12 protein-coding genes are annotated in these 17,050 nt (G+C 70.2%); 4 read left to right on the forward strand and 8 right to left on the reverse strand.

The genetic code is table 11. The annotated features are described in order from the left end of the window. The first annotated feature begins 64 nt into the window (after nt 1–64). Nucleotides 65–1,237, forward strand: a complete 1,173-nt coding sequence (locus V1634_RS26850; protein ID WP_331210679.1) for an acyl-CoA dehydrogenase family protein — start codon at nt 65–67, stop codon at nt 1,235–1,237. Nucleotides 1,238–1,298: 61 nt separating this feature from the next. Here the strand turns inward: V1634_RS26850 and V1634_RS26855 are convergent, their stop codons facing one another. The 6 genes from V1634_RS26855 to V1634_RS26880 all read right to left on the reverse strand — a co-directional run bounded on the left by V1634_RS26855 (nt 1,299) and on the right by V1634_RS26880 (nt 10,732). Then, nucleotides 1,299–2,237, reverse strand: a complete 939-nt coding sequence (locus tag V1634_RS26855) for a cyclase family protein (RefSeq protein WP_331210680.1) — start codon at nt 2,235–2,237, stop codon at nt 1,299–1,301. A gap of 1 nt (nt 2,238) precedes the next feature. Next, nucleotides 2,239–3,396: an epoxide hydrolase family protein gene (locus V1634_RS26860; RefSeq protein WP_331210718.1), complete on the reverse strand. Its 1,158-nt coding sequence runs from the start codon at nt 3,394–3,396 to the stop codon at nt 2,239–2,241. A 323-nt stretch (nt 3,397–3,719) separates the two neighbouring features. Then, nucleotides 3,720–5,504 carry an ABC transporter ATP-binding protein gene (locus V1634_RS26865; RefSeq protein ID WP_331210681.1) on the reverse strand — a complete coding sequence of 595 codons (1,785 nt, stop codon included), beginning with the start codon at nt 5,502–5,504 and terminating at the stop codon, nt 3,720–3,722. Beyond that, nucleotides 5,501–7,531: an ABC transporter ATP-binding protein gene (locus V1634_RS26870; protein ID WP_331210682.1), complete on the reverse strand. Its 2,031-nt coding sequence runs from the start codon at nt 7,529–7,531 to the stop codon at nt 5,501–5,503. The genes V1634_RS26865 and V1634_RS26870 overlap by 4 nt, the downstream gene beginning before the upstream one ends. Nucleotides 7,532–7,559: 28 nt before the next feature. Next, on the reverse strand, nt 7,560–8,876 hold the full coding sequence (locus V1634_RS26875) for an ATP-grasp domain-containing protein (RefSeq protein WP_331210683.1): 1,317 nt from the start codon (nt 8,874–8,876) through the stop codon (nt 7,560–7,562). 383 nt (nt 8,877–9,259) lie between these two features. Further along, entirely contained in the window at nt 9,260–10,732 is a 1,473-nt protein-coding gene (locus V1634_RS26880) for a pyridoxal phosphate-dependent decarboxylase family protein (RefSeq protein WP_331210684.1), read from the reverse strand. Between the two features lie 89 nt (nt 10,733–10,821). Here V1634_RS26880 and V1634_RS26885 point away from each other — a divergent pair, with 89 nt between their 5' ends. Further along, nucleotides 10,822–11,670: a helix-turn-helix transcriptional regulator gene (locus V1634_RS26885; protein ID WP_331210685.1), complete on the forward strand. Its 849-nt coding sequence runs from the start codon at nt 10,822–10,824 to the stop codon at nt 11,668–11,670. A 460-nt stretch (nt 11,671–12,130) separates the two neighbouring features. Here the strand turns inward: V1634_RS26885 and V1634_RS26890 are convergent, their stop codons facing one another. Then, nucleotides 12,131–13,294, reverse strand: a complete 1,164-nt coding sequence (locus V1634_RS26890) for a low temperature requirement protein A (RefSeq protein WP_331210686.1) — start codon at nt 13,292–13,294, stop codon at nt 12,131–12,133. A gap of 322 nt (nt 13,295–13,616) precedes the next feature. Here V1634_RS26890 and V1634_RS26895 point away from each other — a divergent pair, with 322 nt between their 5' ends. Further along, nucleotides 13,617–13,850, forward strand: coding sequence for an RICIN domain-containing protein (locus V1634_RS26895; RefSeq protein ID WP_331210719.1), 234 nt, complete (start codon nt 13,617–13,619; stop codon nt 13,848–13,850). 41 nt (nt 13,851–13,891) lie between these two features. On the opposite strand, the gene V1634_RS26900 is transcribed toward V1634_RS26895, so the two are convergent. Beyond that, a complete protein-coding gene (locus V1634_RS26900) occupies nt 13,892–15,400 on the reverse strand; it encodes a cellulase family glycosylhydrolase (protein ID WP_331210687.1) in 1,509 nt (502 codons plus the stop codon). Between the two features lie 181 nt (nt 15,401–15,581). On the opposite strand from V1634_RS26900, the gene V1634_RS26905 reads away from it, so the two are divergent. Beyond that, complete coding sequence (locus tag V1634_RS26905) at nt 15,582–16,823, forward strand: ROK family transcriptional regulator (protein WP_331210688.1); 1,242 nt, start codon at nt 15,582–15,584, stop codon at nt 16,821–16,823. The last annotated feature ends 227 nt before the right edge of the window (nt 16,824–17,050 follow it).

Raw genomic sequence — 17,050 nt, forward strand, 5'->3', positions numbered from 1 at the left:
GACGGCGCATTGTCCGAAGGGACTCGCCACGACGTCCCTGGATCGAAGCCCCGAGGAGGACGCGGTGGAGGCCATCGAGCTACCGACGCACGACGAACTGGTGCACCGGGCGTCGAAACTGGCGCCCGTGCTGACCGAGTACGCCGACTGGAACGACGAGAACCGCCGGATCCACGACACGGTGATCGAGGCGCTGACCGAGGCCGGGCTGTTCCGGCTGCGGGTGCCGGTGGCCAACGGCGGCTACGAGAGTGACGCAGCCACCATGGTCGCGGTGGCCACCGAGCTGGCGCGGGCCGACGCCTCCGCGGCCTGGACCCTGTCGGTCGGCTGGATCACCTCGTGGATGGCCTCGCTGTTCCCGCCGGAGGTGCGCGACGAGGTCCTCGCCAGCGCGGACCTGCGCACGTGCGGCACCCTGAGCCCGTCGGCGACGGCCACGCCGGCCGACGGCGGTTACGTCGTGAACGGGAAGTGGGGCTTCGTCAGCGGCGCGCCGCACAGCCAGTGGCAGGTCCTGGTGGCCATGGCCCCAGGCCCGGGTGGCGACCCGTGGCCGGTGATGGCCCTCGCCCCGCTCTCGGACCTGGTGGTCGTCGACGACTGGCACACCTCGGGCCTGCGCGGGACGGGCAGCGTCACGACGGTGGCGGACAACGTGTTCGTCCCGGCCGCGAGGGTCATGCCGCTGGTGTCCGCGCTGCCCGAGGGATACGACTCGAACCGCACCGGCATCTACGGCGCTCCGCTCGTGGCGGCTGCGGCCGCCTCCGTGTCCGGCCTCGCCGTCGGCATGGCCCGGGCCGCCATCGACCAGTTCCGGCAGCGGATGTCGCAGCGGGGCATCACGTACACCTCGTACACCTCGCAGGCGGCCGCCCCGGTGACCCACCTCAAGCTCGCCGAGGCCGTCCTGCTCGCTGACGAGGCCGAGTTCCACGCGCAGCGGCTCGCCGGGCAACTGGACGCCAAGGTCGCCGCCGCGGCTGCCTGGACGATCGAGGACCGTGCCCGGGCCCGGGCCGACATGGGACGTGCCTGCCGCCTGGCCCAGGAGTCCGTGGACCTCCTGCGCCGGGCCAGCGGCGGCTCCTCCATCTACACGAGTGTGCCGATCCAGCGCATCGCCCGCGACATCGAGGCGATGAACATGCACGCTCTGATGCAGCCTGAGACCAACCTCGAGCTGTACGGCCGCGTGCTGAGCGGCCTTGCGCCGGACACGCTGTACCTGTAGGCGGCATACCACTCGGGCTCCCTGGCCGGCGGCCGGGGAGCCCGAGTTATATGGATCCGGGTTACTTGATGGCGAGCGGGTTGATCGGCGACGCCACCGCCCGGCTCACCTTCAGCGGGGGCGCCACGAAGAAGAACTCCCAGACACCGTCGCTCTCGCAGTCGGCCGCGAGTTCCTCGAAGTCCAGGATCTCCCCGAGCGTCATCCCCATGTCGCGGATGAGAACCATGTGGACGGTCAGCAGCGCGTCCGGGGTCTCACCCGGAAGCACCTCGATGGCCCAGTTGTCCGAGCAGACCGCGGCGACGTCCCGGTCGCGCAGCCACGCGCAGCACGCCTGGCCGAGGCCGGGCTCGCCAGCCATGAACGCGGCCCGGTCGCCGTCGCGCAGGAACTTGCGGCGCCAGCCGGTGCGGAACAGCAGGATGTCACCCGGGCCGACCTCGACGCCGCCCTGCCGCTCGGCCGCCTCGTCGAGGTCCTCCGGGGTGATGACAGTGCCGGCCTCCAGCCAGTCGACGCCCTTGAGCGCCGCGATGTCCAGCAGCACGCCACGACCGGCGATCCCCGCGCTCTGCTGGTCGATCGCGCAGTGCGCGGCCCCTCTGACGGTCACGCCGCCGGCCGGGAAGCCGTTGTACATCCGGTCGTCGTAAAACACGTGCGACAGCGCGTCCCACTGCGACGAGCCCTGCAGCGCCATGAAAATGTAGTCGTCGGCGAACCGGAACCCGCCCGGGAACACCTGCTCGGCGCCGGTCTCCGACATCAGGTGTACGGGGTTGATCCGCCCACCACCCGGCTGCGGCCCATTCTCGTCGAGCGGGATGCCGAGGTCGAAAACCCGGCCCCGCCGGACCAGCCCGGCCGCTGCCACCAGCCGCTCCGGTGTGATCAGATTCGTGGTGCCGCGCTGGTCGTCGGGTCCCCAGCGGCCCCAGTTGCTCAGCCGCGCGCCGAGCGCCCGGAAGTCCTCGATCGTGGTCGGCTGCTGGGTCATGTCATTCCTTGATCAGCCGGCGGAACGTCCGGACGTCCTCGACGAACAGGTCCGGCTCCTCCAGGGCCGCGAAGTTGCCGCCCCGGTCGAACTCGCTCCAGTGCACGATCGACGGGAAGTCCCGGTCGGCGAAGCGCCGGATCGGCACGAACGGCGCGTGCGGGAACACTGCCACGCCGAGCGGCGCCTTGATCGCCGGGTACCGGCCGGTGGACACGTTGATCGGCAGGTTCTCGGCGATCTCGTAGTAGAACTGGGCCGAGGAGCCGGCCGTGCCGGTGAACCAGTAGATGCTCGCGATGGCGAGGATGCGGTCGCGGTCCACCGCGTCCTCGGGAACGCTCGCCGAGTCCGTCCAGTCCTTGTACTTCTCGACGATCCAGGCGAGTTGCCCAACCGGCGAGTCGGTCAGCGCGTACGCCACCGTGTGTGGCCGGGTGGCCTGCAGTTTCATCGATCCCGCGAGCTCCCGGACGAACCGGGCCGACCGCGCCAGCCGCGCCTGGTCCTCGTCGTCGAGGTTGTCGAGCTCGCCCGGGTCACCACTGGGCGGGGTAGGCAGGGTGTTGAGGTGCACCCCGGCCACATGCTCCTCGTCGATGCCGGCGAGCGTCAGCGACACACCCGTGCCGAAGTCGGCGGCCTGGACCAGGTAGCGGTCGTATCCGAGCTGGCGCATCAGTTCCGCCCACGCCTGGGCCGTGCGCAGGTTGTTCCAGCCGGCGTTCGGGTTGGGCCCGGAGAAGCCGAACCCGGGCAGCGACGGGATCACCAGGTGGAATGCGTCGGCCGGGTCGCCGCCGTGTGCCCGCGGATCGGTCAGCGGCCCGATGACGTCGAGGAACTCCACGACCGAGCCGGGCCAGCCGTGGGTCATGATCATCGGCATGGCGTCCGGCTCGGGCGACCGCACATGCATGAAGTAGATGGTCGTGCCGTCGAAGTCCACGGTGAACTGGGGGTGCTCGTTCAGACGAGCCTCGACGGCGCGCCAGTCGAACTCGGTGCGCCACGACTCGACCAGGTCCTTGAGGTAACCCGTCGGCACGCCGCGCTCCCAACCGACATCCGGTAGCTTCTCCGGCCAGCGGACGTCAGCCAGGCGGCGACTGAGATCGTTGAGGTGCGACTCGGAAATCTCCACACGAAACGGCTGCATGCAGCAATGATCGGCGCGACGCCCGGCTGGGCGCATCTCCTCCCTTGCCGTTGCCGCCGGCGCCCGAATCGAGAGTGACCCGAACTCGCCGCCGCTGTCCATCCGCGAGCTCGCCGGTCGTCGTACGGTGCGAGGTGAGTCCTTCACGAGGGGCCGATGAAATATCTCCTGCTGATCTGCGTCGACGAGTCGCCAGTCCTACCGCCCGGGGACGCGGCAGTGCCGGGCACCCCGTCACCCGGTACCGCGTGCTGGAGCTGCGGCCGTTCCGGCAGGGGCGAGCCGACCGTGGCGCGGCACCGTGCCGCGCCGCGGTCGCCCCGCTAGCGGTAAGCCTCGGCCTGGAGGCTGAACAGGTCGGCGTAGAGCCCGCCGCGTCGCATGAGTTCGTCATGGCTGCCGCTCTCGACCACCCGGCCATCGCGCAATACGATGATCAGGTCCGCCATGCGCACCGTCGAGAAGCGGTGCGAGACGAACAGGGTGATCGCGCCGGTGCTCGACCGCAACTGCGCAGCCTGCTGGGCGTACGACTCGAACAACCGGTGCTCGGCCTGCGGATCCAGCGCCGACGTCGGCTCGTCGAGCACCAGCAACAACGGCTTCTCGCGCATGAGGGCCCGGCCTAGCGCGAGCTTCTGCCACTGTCCACCCGAGAGCTCGGTGCCCTCGGTGTAGCTCGTGCCGAGCTGGGTGTCCAGGCCGTGTTCCAGCCTGCTCAGGACGTCGCCGCCCTGTGCCCGGCTCAGCGCGCCGAGGATCGCGCCGTCGTCCCCCATCCGGCTCACGTCGCCGAGACCGATCACCTGGCCAGCGAGCAGCTCGAAACGGACGAAGTCCTGGAAGCCCGCCGACAGCTGCCTGCGCCACGACTCGGCCGGGATTCGGCGCAGGTCGGTTCCGTCTACCAGGATCTGCCCCGTGGTCGGCCTGTAGAGGCCGCAGAGCAGCTTGACCAGGGTGGTCTTCCCAGCGCCGTTCTCGCCGACGATGGCCACGCTGGACCCGGCCGGCAGGCTCAGCGACACGTCGCTCAGCACCGGATCACCGGTGCCGGGATAGGTGAAGTCGACGTCCTGCAGCTCGATCCCGCTGGTCAGCCTGGTCGGTGGTTCCTGGTCGACCGGCATCGGGTAGTCGACCTTGACCAGCTCCCGCACGAAGTCCAGGCGGCGCAGCATGCTGCCCATCCGCTGCAGGGTGGCCAGGAGCGTGACCGCCGCGGTGACCTGCTGGTTAACCTGCGTGGCGAGGACGATGACCAGGACCACGTCGCCGATGGTCCGGCGGCCGGTGATGGCCTCCCGTACGACCAGCAGGACCGCGCCGACGTAGGCCAGGCCGAAGATCACCTGTCCGAGGGTCCGGGCGGCGGCGGCCATCCTGTACGACCGGACCAGGCCCCGGGTCGCCCGCTCCCATTCCCGCATGCGCCGCCGGCGCAGCTCGTCGCTGAGCCGGAAGACCCGCAGCTCACCGGCGAACCGGGCCGAGGTGGACAGCCGGAACAGGTTGAGGGCGGCCCGGGTCGGCTCGGCGGTGTCGGTCTTGGCTCGGTCGATCCGCGACTCGGCCCAGCGTCCGCAGATCAGCGGCGGCACCGCCGCGAGCGGCAGGAGAAGCAGAACCGGGTTCAGGCCAGCCAGCAGGATGGCGGTGAACACCGCGGCCAGGCTCAGGCCCAGCACCCCGAACATCGACTCCAGCGCGCCGATCAGTCCTCGGCTCTCCCGCTGCAGCACGGTCAGCTCGTCGGCATACTCGGCTCGCTCCTGGTGTTCGATCCCATCGGAGCCGTTGCTGAGCAGGATCAGATCCCGCACCACGGGGATCTCGGCCAGCTCGGCCAACTCTGTGTAGAAGACCTGCGCGAAGTGCGCGAAGGTCAGGCTCACGATGATCAGGACCGCGGCCGCGACCCCGGACCAGACAGCCGTGCCGACCTGCCCGGAGACGACAGCGTCGGTCATCACGCCCATCACCAGCGCCAGCAGCGGGTTGCCGACGGTGCCGGCCACCATCAGAACCGTCGCCGCGACGGTCTTGCGGCGGTTCGCCCGCCAGGCGATCATCAGCAATCGCCAGGCTCCGATCACCGTCGTCCTCATGCCGTCCTCGCCGTCTGGTCGGTGAACCGGTCGGCCTGCAACCGGAACAGTCGTGCGTACTCACCCTCCTGGGCCATCAGCTCGTCGTGGCTGCCACTCTCGGCCACCCGGCCGCCGTCGAGCACCACGATCCGGTCCGCCTGCCTCACGGTGGAGAATCGGTGAGAGATCAACAGCGTCGTTGCACCCTCAGTGAGCTGGGTGAACTCCCGAAAGAATCCGGCCTCGGCACGGACGTCCAGGCTGGCCGTGGGCTCGTCGAGCACCAGGATCGACGCGCCGTGGCGCAGGCCGAACAGGGCCCGGGCGAGCGCCACCCGCTGCCACTGGCCGCCGGACAGGTCGGTGCCGTCCTCCAGGTGCCGGGCCAACGGGGTCTGGATGCCGCGCGGCAGGTTGTCGAGCAGTTCGTGCAGGTTCACCGCCTCGATCGCGGACCGGATCCCGGCCCGATCGTCGAGGTGCTCCACCGCGCCGAAGCCGACATTGTCGGCGGCCGCCACCTCGAACCGGGCGAACTCCTGGAAGGTGACACCGAGCCGGGCACGCCACTCGTCCAACCCGTACGAGCGGATGTCGACCCCGTCCAGCCGGATCGTGCCCGACGTGGGCTCGTACAGCCGGGCTAGCAGCTTGACCAGGGTGGTCTTGCCGGCGCCGTTGACGCCGACCAGGGCCGTGCACTGACCGATCGGGATGGTGAGGTCCAGCTCCTGGAAGATCATCCGGTTGTCGCCCGGGTAGTGGAAGCTCACCCGGTCGAACTGGATCATCCCGGTCGCCGGCGTGGGCGGCGCGATCTCCCCGGCGGTATGTTCGGCGTAATCGGCGACCCCCTCGCGGAAGCTCTTGACCTTCTGATAGGCATGCATGCCGAGGGCGGTCTGCAGGTCCGACTCCGGGTAGTACTCGCCCAGCCGCAGCGCGCCGAGCGCCGCCTGCATGACCATCGCGAACCCGGTGAGGGTGAGCCCGGCCGTCGCATCCGTCGCGACGCGGCCTGTGAAGGCGAACACCGCAGCGGTGATGACCAGGCTGAAAGACGTAATCCCGAGGAACCGCCACAGGTAGATCCGCCGGCGCGCCTTCCACACCGGCACCAGCCATTCGAGGAAGCTCTGGCGCCAGAAGTCCACGAAGAAATGGTGGAGCCCGAAGACGCGCATCTCCTTCGCCGAACCGGCCGCGCTGGCCACCTCACGCAGGTAGTCGTTCCTGAGTTCCTGCGGGTCGAGCAGGAACCGCTCCTCGGCGAACATCCGCAGGCCACCGCGCTGTCCGTAACGCTGCAGCACCACGGCGGCGGTCATCGCCACCGCCACGGGCCACGACAGCAGCACGCCGACCACCACGGCATAGCCGGCCAGAGACGTGTAGCGCCCGACCAGAGCGACCAGGCCGGCACACGCCTCGCCCGGGCTGAACAGCCAGGTCTCCAGCTCCCGGGCGGCCACCCGGAGGTGCTCCACCAGTCCCGGGTCTTCCAGGGGGCCGATCCCGTCGGTGCTGGTTGCGATGGCCATCAGCTCATCGCTGACCAGGCCGTCGATACGCCGGGACACGAGCTGGCCGAGCAACTCCTGCACCGGCGCGACAATCTGCTGCCCGACGAAGGCCGCTGCGGCCAGCAGGAAGGCGATCACGAGGCCGTCCCACTCTGGCGAGCCCAGGCCCGCGACGACCGCAGCCGGCACCTTGCCGAGCAGAATCGAGGAGGCCACCACGAACGCCGGCGGCATCAACCCGACGACCAGATTGACCAGCACCGCGGTGACGACCATCGGCCAGCCTGCGCGCCCGGTTAGCCGGACGATCTCCAGCCGGTCCCGGGTCAGCCGGATCAGGGTCTGCCGGCGCGTCTCCGGCGTCATCGTGACTCTTCCCCATCGAGAGTGCAGCTGAGCAGGGTTCTGCGGCCTCCGGCCGAGATGGTGGCGCCGCACATGTTCTGGCCTGTCACCGGTCCTCCAGTTCGGAGATTGTGTCGATTCGAAAGAACGACGAACGCGGCACCAGCGTATGGACACTCGCGCCCGTATTTTTCCGACCGGTGGGTCAGCCACGGCCCCTGGCGGCCGCCTCGATGCTGTCGCGGATCTGGGACACCAGGTCCCGGGCCTCGGCGGCGGTGGACGCCGCCGCGACCACCGCCATGATCGGACGCGGCCACCCCAGGGCGCGGAGGCTGGTCGGGTACGCCCGGACCCCGCCGTCCCAGAGCCGCTGGAAGACAGGGCGGATGTGGTCCTCGTACGTGGTGCCCTCGGGGACCGGCATGACGAAGTGCGTCGACACGGTGAGGTCCTTCTCGGCGCCCCAGTGCCGCAGGAGCCCGTTGGCGTGCAGCGATCCGCTGCGCCGAGCGTTGATCTCGGTGATGTAGAGCTCGTCGTCCACGCCGGCCACGGCGTCGATGCACATCCAGCCGTAGTAGCCGAGCGCCCGGGCCGCCTCGCCGATTTCGTACGCGGCCCGAGTCATGCGCTCACCCCAGACCTCGGGCAGCGACCCGGGCCCCACGTCCACGCTGCTGAACTTGTATCCGCGCTCAACAGTCAGCGCGCAGAGCGTCAGGTCCTCGACGCCGTCCTCTCCGACCCAGAGGTCCGCGGCCGGGCAGCCGACGCCCTCGGCATGCCCGACGAACCGCTGGATCACGACCGGGAAGGCGAAGAACGAGTCGCGGCTGGCATCCTCCAGGACGCGCTCGACGCGCCCCGGCTCGCCGGTGACCACCGCTGTCCCGTCGCCGGCCACCCCGAACAGGGTCCGGACGATCACCCGGCCGTGCTCGGCCAACATCTTCGGCAGCGCGCCCCTGAGCTCCACCAGGTTGCCGACGACCATGCTGGGCGCAACCCGCATCAGCGGCACCTCACGGGCCAGGTCCAGGCAGCTCATCTTGGAGTCCAGGTAGAGGCTGGTCCAGTAGGCGTCCTCGCCGACCGAGTCCAGTTCCACCGTGTGCCCCCAACCGCGGATCAGGGCGGCCAGGGCGTACGTCTCCGGGGTAGGCCCCACCATGACCAGCCGGATGGTGTGCCGGCCGGCGACCAGCTCCCGCAGCTCCTTCTGCGCCGCGCCGTCGAGCAGCAGATCGCTGACGAGCAGGCTGGACCGCATCGCGGGCGACACCACCGGCGGGGGCGCCAGCTCCAGCACCCGGTGGATGTCGTCGAACCACTGCCGGTTCCAGCCCTCGGACAGAACCAGAACCCGGGGTTCCGTACTCCAGAAGACCGAGTGCTCGGACTCGTAGGCGCCGCTGAAACTGATCAGGCGCGCGCGGTCCTCGCCGGACAGCCGCAGGGCGGGGTTGCGCAGGTGACACTCGGCGTGATTGGGCAGGACGATCTCAATGGTGTCAGACATCAGCACGGTCCCCTTGATCTCGCGTGGCGTGTCGCCGCCCATAGTGCGCTGGGCCGTGCCGGTGCTTCATCTTCGGAACTGCGAAGAACACATGCGCTGGGGTTTCTCGGCTCGGGCTGATGATCGCCGGCATGGTCGTACGGTTGCCGTACCTGGGGATGATCCGCCTGTTCACCGGATTGGCGCTCTGGTCCGGGGCGACAGAGCGCTGCTGGTCGAGGTCCTCGCGCTACGGCATGAGGTAGCGGTACTACGCCGCCAGGTTCCGGTCCGGCCACGACTGTCCTGACCGGACCGGGCGATCCTGTCCGCCCTCGCCCGCCTGCTACCAGCTCACAGCCTGTGCGACAGGTTTCGGGCGCGGTACGCGCCCGACCGCACGGTCACCTGGACGTGCGGTCCGGCCGGGCGTGTCCGGCGGCGGTCCGGAACGCCGCGAGAGCCCGGGTGATGTCGTCTTCGCCCGTCTGCCAGTTGGAGACCGACAGCCGGATGGCCCGGCGCCCGTCGACGGTCGTGCCGCTCAGCCATGCCTCGCCGCTGTCGACGACCGCACGCAGGATCCGGTCGGTCGTCAGGTCGTCGCCGAACCGGAAGAGCACCTGGTTGAGCGGACCGTCGCTGAGCACCTCGCAACCGGGTACCCCGGCCAGGCCCGCGCCGAACGTGCGGGCGTGTGCGCAGGTCCGCTCCACCAGGTCCGCCACGCCCTGCCGGCCGAGCGACCGCAGTGCCGCGTAGACGGCGAAGCCACGGGCCCGCCGGGAGAACGCGGGCGTCCAGTCCATCGCGTCGCGGGGCTGTCCCGGGCCGCCCTGCACGAGGTAGTCGGCGGTGGCGGACATCGCGGCCCGGTGCGCGTCCGGGTGGGCGCAGAAGGCCAGGCCGCAGTCGTACGGGACGTTGAGCCACTTGTGCGCGTCGAATGCCCACGAGTCGGCGCGCTCGACGCCCCGGACGAGGTGGCGGAGCGCGGGACTCGCGGCGGCCCAGAGCCCGAAGGCACCGTCGACGTGCAGCCAGCCGCCCCACTCGGCGACGGCGTCGGCGATCCCGTCGAGGTCGTCGACGGCACCGGTGTTGACCTCGCCGGCCTGGGCGCAGACGATCGTCGGGAGATCCACCCGGCCGAGTTCCGCCCGCAGCCGGGGTACCGACATCCGGCCGGCGCGGTCGGCCGGGACGACCCGCAGCGCCGCCCTGCCGATGCCGAGGAACCGGAGCGCACGGTCCACGCTGACGTGGCGCGCCGCCCCGACCAGCACCCGGATCGGCGGGGCGCCGGACAGACCCAGTTCCTCGACGTCCCAGCCGACCGCGCGGAGCACGTGGTGCCGGGCCGCGGCCAGGCCGGTGAGATGTGCGGTCTGGCACCCGGTGACGAAGGCGAACGACGCGTCTGCGGGCAGCCCGAGCAGCTCGGCCAGCCAGGCACCGGCCACCTCCTCGGCGACCGACGCCGCCGGACCGCACACGTAGAAGCCGGGGCACTGGTCCCAGACCGAGGTGAGCCAGTCTGCGGCGACGGCGGCCGGCAGCCCGCCACCGATCACAAAGCCGAAGTAGCGGCCGGACGGGATGCCGAGCAGTCCCGGGTCGACCGCCGCGGCCAGTTCCTCGACCACCACCAGCGGGTCGACCGGGTCGACCGGGAGCGGTCCGCCGAGTCGGGACCGCAGTTCGTCGACGGTCGCCGCGACGCCTACCGGCCGGCGGTCGAGCGACCGGAGCCAGTCGGTCGCGATCTGCGCCGTACGGGCCAGCAACCGGTCGGGTACGGCGGTCGGCGGGTCGGCGCCGACCTCGACCAGCGGCTGCACCTGGTGTTCTTCGGGAACTGTCGAACGGCCTGTCATGCCAGCAACCTAGAGCGGAACCGGAGCCACGGTCTTGTACGAAATTGCGGCCGGCCGAGCCCGTTCGCGCCCCGGTTAGGCTCGGTGCCGTGACCCTCGCCGACGGCGGCAACCCATCCGCCCCCGCCCGGATCTGGTGGGCACCGGACCTCGGCGGCCTGGAACTGTTCCGGGCCACCATCAGCGAGTTCGAGTTCCGCCCCCATGCGCACGAGGAGTTCTTCCTCGCCCTCACCGAGGACGGCCTCGCCACGCCCAGCTACCGGGGGCAGACCCATGTGATCGGCGCCGGGGACCTGATCACGCTCAACCCAGAGGAGACGCACTCCGGTGGCCCACCCGCCGAAACTTCCTGGAGCTACCGGGCGCTGTATCCCGGCCCGGACCTGATGGGAAAGATCGCGGCCGAGTTCCCCGGCGTACGGCGGCACGTGCCGGCGTTCGGCGCGGACGTGGTGCGGGACCGGGAGGTGGTGGCGCGGCTGCGTCGGTTCCACCGGCTCGCCGAACTGCCCGGGTCGAGCCGGCTGGCGCGGGAGGCGCACCTGGTCGAGGCCCTCGCGCTGCTGGTGGCCCGGCACACGGCCCCGTCGCGTACGCACACCCGGGCCGGCCGGGAACGCGTGGCGGTGCGCCGCAGCACGGAGTACCTCCAGGAGCACGCGGACCAGAACGTCACCCTGGAGGCGCTGGCCGAGATCGCCGGACTCAGCCCGTTCTACCTGTGCCGCGTCTTCCGGGCAGCGGTGGGCATGACACCGCACGCCTATCAGACCCAGACCCGGGTACGCCGCGCCAAGTCCCTGCTGCGGGCGGGCCTGCCGATCACCGTGGCCGCCACCGAGGCCGGCTTCTACGACCAGGCGCACCTCACCCGGCACTTCAAGCGCCTCGTCGGCCTGCCGCCCGGCCGGTACGCCCGGGACACCACCACCTGATCCACAGCCGGAAGACCACCCGAAGCGGCAGGCAGGCCACGCTCGCCTCCGGCCGCAGCCTGGGCAGGCGACGCTCATACGGCCCGAGGCGACGCCTCCGGCATAGCCCCCTTTCCGGCACGGCGGCCGGACGCTGACAGGGAACGAGTGGCACCACCGCCACTCACGGCGACGCGCGGATCGCGGCTACTTGTTCATTGACCTGCGACCGTGGCCCAGGTGAGAACGGTCCACAAGCCTGCATATGTCGCATGCGACAGCAGCGCCGGAATCGTGGGCGCGGGTGCCGATCTTGATGCTCCCAAGTTACCGTCTCGCCAAGGGCGATCCGTCCAAGCCGGAAGGCGGCCCGTTCGCTTCGGACAGGCCGATAGCGTCCGCGATGTCCTGGACGCGCTTCAGTTCGTCGGCCGGGTGGGCTGCTGGCCGGAGTCACCCGCACCGTGCCCGAGTCGGCGGTTCACTGCGCCGGTGCTGGCAACTCCGCCGGTCGTCCGTGACTGCGCACGGTGTCCGCGGCCGCGACCCCGGCCAGCACCAGGGTGCCGGTGGCCGTTACCGCCAACGCCGGCAGGTGCCGTGCCCCGGGCACCGCAGCGGCCAGGACGACGATCGCCACCAGCCGCTGCGGTGAGACCCGGCGGAAGACCTCGTACTCGAAACGGGCCCGGCCGGCCAGGAACAGTGCCGGGCCGCCCAGGGCGATCAGTACCCAGGCGGTGGTGACCGCGCCGGCCGGATCGTGGATGGCGAGGGCGAAGCTGGCGGCCGTGACCACGACGCCCGTCATCATCACCAGATGGCTGTACAGCGTGCCCTGTGCGGACCCGTTGGGCCCGCCGATGGTTTCGATCGCCATCGGCAGGACCTGGCCCGCGCGGTGCCGGTAGATCCGCCACAGCAGTACGGTGCTGCCGAGCGTCACCGCGAAGGCCGTAAGGTGCGAGGCCTCGAAGCCACTTCGGCTCATCGCGATCCCGATGATCAGAATGGCGTCGCCAAGCGAGATGATGAAGAACTGCTGGAGCCGTTCGGCCAGGTGGTCCGAGACGACGAAGAACCGCGGCGACGCGAGCCGGCGCAGCCGGGGTACCGGGAAGCGCAGTCCGAACCCGAGACTGTCGATACCCAGCGCGACCGCCCAGAGCACCACCCGGCGGGTGCCGTCGCTGACACCCCCGGCGATCCAGAGCGCGCCCGACGCGGTGAACCAGGAGAGGACGCTGATCGCCCGGGCCCGTGCCTCCGGCTGGCCACGGAGGGCCGGCGCCAGCAGGAAGCCCCGGGTGAGGTGGATCCCGACGTACGCGGACGCGAAGACCACTCCGTGCGGACCGAACGCGGTGGGAATGGCGGCGGTCATCAGCAGGCTGCCCACGAGGGCGCAGAGAGTGGTCAGCTGGATCAGCGAATGCTGCGGGTCGTAGAGGTTGCTGACCAGGACAGTGACCGCCCAGACCCACCAGAGCGCCATCAGCAGTATCAGGGCGTGCAGGGCGTCGAGCCAGCCGGGACCCGACTCCAGGCGTTGCGAGATCAACGCCAGGACGACGACGTAGACCAGGTCGAAGAAGAGTTCCAACATCGTCGGCCGGCGTGCGTCCTTCGGACGGGGCAGCAGCATCGTCAATCCGTGGCTCGGCGTCGGCGCCCGATTCATGGACCGGGCCGGGCCCAGTTTCGCATCCGCAGCCGCCACGGCGGGGCGGAATCCGACAGTAGTCGCGCGGTTGGGCGCGGACCCGCGCGGTCTGCTGACCCAGTTGGCTACAACTACCGAGGGCCACGGCGGCTACCAGGCACCAACATCGCCAACCAGAACCAGCTGCCGGGCTGGCGTCGGCCACCCGTCCCGACATCCTGATCATGCACCTGGGCACGAAGACGTGTGGAGCAACATCGCCCCGGCTACCATCCTCACCGGGTTCAGCAAGCTCGGGGACCGGATGCGGGCCAGTAACCGAACATGGAGATCCTGGTCGCGAAGATCCGGTCTTTGCTTGGACGTCACCAACGCCTTCACTGCCAACGGCGGCCTGGTCGAACTGTGGGCCTGCAACGGCGGAAGCAACCGGCAGTGGCGCCTGGGACAGCCACCGCGAAAGGCAACGCCGGACCGGGTGCCGTCGAGGCGGCACCCGGCCCATCGCGGTCGGTACCCGTTGAGGTGGGGGCGGTGACCCCAGCCCGCGAAGTAGGCCGGGGTTACTTCGAGATTCGGTCAGACGTACGGGCTTTGGGCCAGCAGGTGGGCTTTGTAGCCCTCGCCGACGCCGGGTTCCGGTGTGCCGGCCCAGTCCTTGATGAGCACGGCGCCGCCGGTGCATCCCCAGGGGTTCCAGGTCCAGGCCAGGTACCCCATGTCGTGCGCGTCGGCCCAGCTCACCAGCCGCTGCATGTAGTCGAAGCCGCAGTTATCCTGACCGAACTCACCGATCACGACCGGCACCTGCTGGGCGAGCGGCGCGATCTGACTGTCCCAGCAGGATTCCGTCGCGCAGGCGTTGAAGCTGTACGCGTGCCAGGAGGCGGCAATGTTGTTCAGCGGGTCGTTTGGCTTGTACACCAACCATTCGCGCATGTCGTTGGTCCACTCCAGACCGCTGATCATGAGCATGTTGGTGGCGCCGGTGGCGCGGACGGCGTCGACGAGGTCCTGCATGCCGGCTGCCTCGTAGGGCAGGCCGGTGCAGGTGCCGCCGTCGCGTAGGCACTGCCAGCCCAGGGTCTTGTTCCATTCGGCGGGCATGTCCGGGTAGGGCTCGTTGAACAGGTCGAATACGACGGCGTCGTTGCCTTTGAAGGTGTTGGCGACGCCGGTCCAGAACTGCGGGGCGTATCGCGCGTCCGGCATCGGCTTCTGACAGACGGCGGCTTCGTCCTTGCAATGCCAGTCCGGGCTGTTGGTGTAGGCGCCCCAGTTCCAGTGCAGGTCGAGGATCACGTTGATGCCGTTGGCGACCAGCAGGTTGACGTAGTCCTTGACGCCCTGCTGGTAGGTGGCGCCGCTGGGGGAGCCGTTGACGCCAAGCCAGCATTCCTCGTTCAACGGGATCCGGACCGCGTGGATGTTCCACGTCTTCATCGCGTCGACGGAGGCCTGGTCGACCGGCCCGCCGTCCCACATGCCCTTGCCCTGCACGCAGGCGAACTCGCCGCTGGATCGGCTGACACCGAGTGGCCGGTACGCTCTGCCGTCCGCAGTGACGATCTTGTTGCCGGACACCTTGAGCTCGGGCGCCGGACCGCTGGGTGGGGGAACTGTGGCGGTCGGCGACGGGCTGGCGCTCGTCGGGCTGGCGGTCGGTGTGGTCACCGAGCCGGTGCACGCGGTGCCGTTGAGCGCGAACGACGCGGGCATGGGGTTGGCGCCGTTCCACGCGCCGACGAACCCGATGGAGGTGGACGTGCCGGTGCGCAGCGAGCCGTTCCAGCCCATGCTGGCCGCGGAGACGCGGGCACCGGACTGCGTCCAGACAGCGCCCCAGCCCTGCGCGACGCGTTGGCTGGCGTTCGGGAAGTCGAACGCCAGGGTCCAGCTCGACATCGGGTCACCGAGGTTGGTGATCGCGACGTTGGCGGTGAACCCACTCGACCACTGGCTCTGCACCGTGTACGTGACCGAGCAGCCGGAGGCGGCCGCGGAGGCGGGAAGGGTTGCCGTGGCGATGCCACCCAGCACCAGCGCGCCGGCTGCGCCGGCGGCCAGTAATGCATGACGGTGTTTCATCTGATCTCCTCGGGGGTCGTGAGGGGATCGATGGGAGCGCTGCGGAACATCCTTTATTAGGTCGTTTACGAAAGTCAATACTTGCCTGGCCGACACTAGGCGCGGCGGAATGAGCGACCGGAGCGTTCCGCTACGGGAAAGTAAAGTAGCCTGGCAAAGCGACGGACCGGAGGAGGAGACGGTGGCGACCAGCCCGATCTGGGCCGGCCGGTCGAAGACACGCGGCCTGGTCCTGGATCTGATCAGGTCGGCGCGGACGATCACCCGCATCGAGCTCGCCGAGGCGACGGGCCTGACCGGTGCCACGATCTCCGAGGTTGTCCGCGAACTCATGGGTGACGGCCTGGTCGTGGAAGCTGGTCGGGGAGCGCCGACCGGTGGCAAGCCACGCACGCTGGTCCAGCTCAACCCGTTGGCCCGCTACAGCGTCGGGGTCCAGTTCGAGCGCAACACCTGCGTCATCGTCGTGGTCGACCTGGCGGGCCGGCAGGTGGCCCGCACGTCGTTCCAAGGTGTGGCGTCGATGCCGCCGGAGCGGGCGCTGCCGCTGGTGGCCGCGCAGGTGGAGGCGCTGCTGGCCACGGCGGCCGTCGATCGGGACAAGGTGTTGGGGATCGGCCTGGTCAGCTATGGGCCGCAGGACCGGCCCGTGGGTGTGCTGTTGACGCCGCAGCCCACCGACGAGTGGCTCGACTACCCGGTCGCGGGGCGGCTCTCGGAGAGCCTCGGCATGCCTGTCCTGCTCGACAACGACGCCGCGGCGGCCGCCATCGGCGAGTACTGGATGGGCGCGGTAGACCCGCGCAGCACCTACGGCTGCATCTACATGGCCACCGGGATCGGCGGTGGAGTCGTGGTCGCCGGCGAGGTCTATCGGGGCAGTTCCTCCAACAGCGTGGAGGTCGGCCACATCTCGATCGACGTCAACGGCGACGAGTGCTCGTGTGGCAACATCGGCTGCCTGGAAAGCTACGCCGGCCCGTCGGCTCTGGTCCGGCAGGCCCTGGGGACGCCGGGGCTCGCCCAGCGGCTGGCGCTCGACCCGGCCGAGGCCGATTTCCTCACCGAGTTCGCCCGGATTGCGGCCGCGGCGAACGCCGGCGATCCCGCCGCCCGGAGCCTGGTCGAGCGGTCGGCCCGCTATCTCGGTTCCGCCGCCGTCACCATGGCGAACCTGTTCGACGTGGACGCGATCGTGCTGGCCGGGCCGAGCTTCGCAATCGCCGGCTCGATCTACCAGGCGGTGATCCAGCAGGAGGTGGACCGCCGCATCTTCGCCCGGCGGGCCCATCCGGTGCGGGTCGTACCGTCGGTCAACGGGTCCGACGCGGCGGCGATCGGCGGCGCGGTCCTGGTCCTGCAGAGCGAGCTGACCCTCGGGCATCCCCGCCAGGAGCCACCGCGACCTGTGCCCGCCTCCTGAACCTTGGCCGCTGGTGGATCGCTCCAGTGGGCCGTGATCCGGGCGCTCGGGGACCTGCCCGACCCTGGCCCGCCGACCAGCGCCACCGGGCAGCCCGGGGTGAGGGCGAGTACGTCGAGGTCGCCCGCGCTTCGGCTGTTGTCAAGTTGCCGAAGAAAGTCTTCGACACGTTCCGGCAGTACAGGCGGCATGAAGCTGTGACGCGATGCGACCTCGCTCCCGGCGAA

The organism is Plantactinospora veratri (genome assembly GCF_036421995.1).
GTDB classification, from domain to species: domain Bacteria; phylum Actinomycetota; class Actinomycetes; order Mycobacteriales; family Micromonosporaceae; genus Plantactinospora; species Plantactinospora veratri.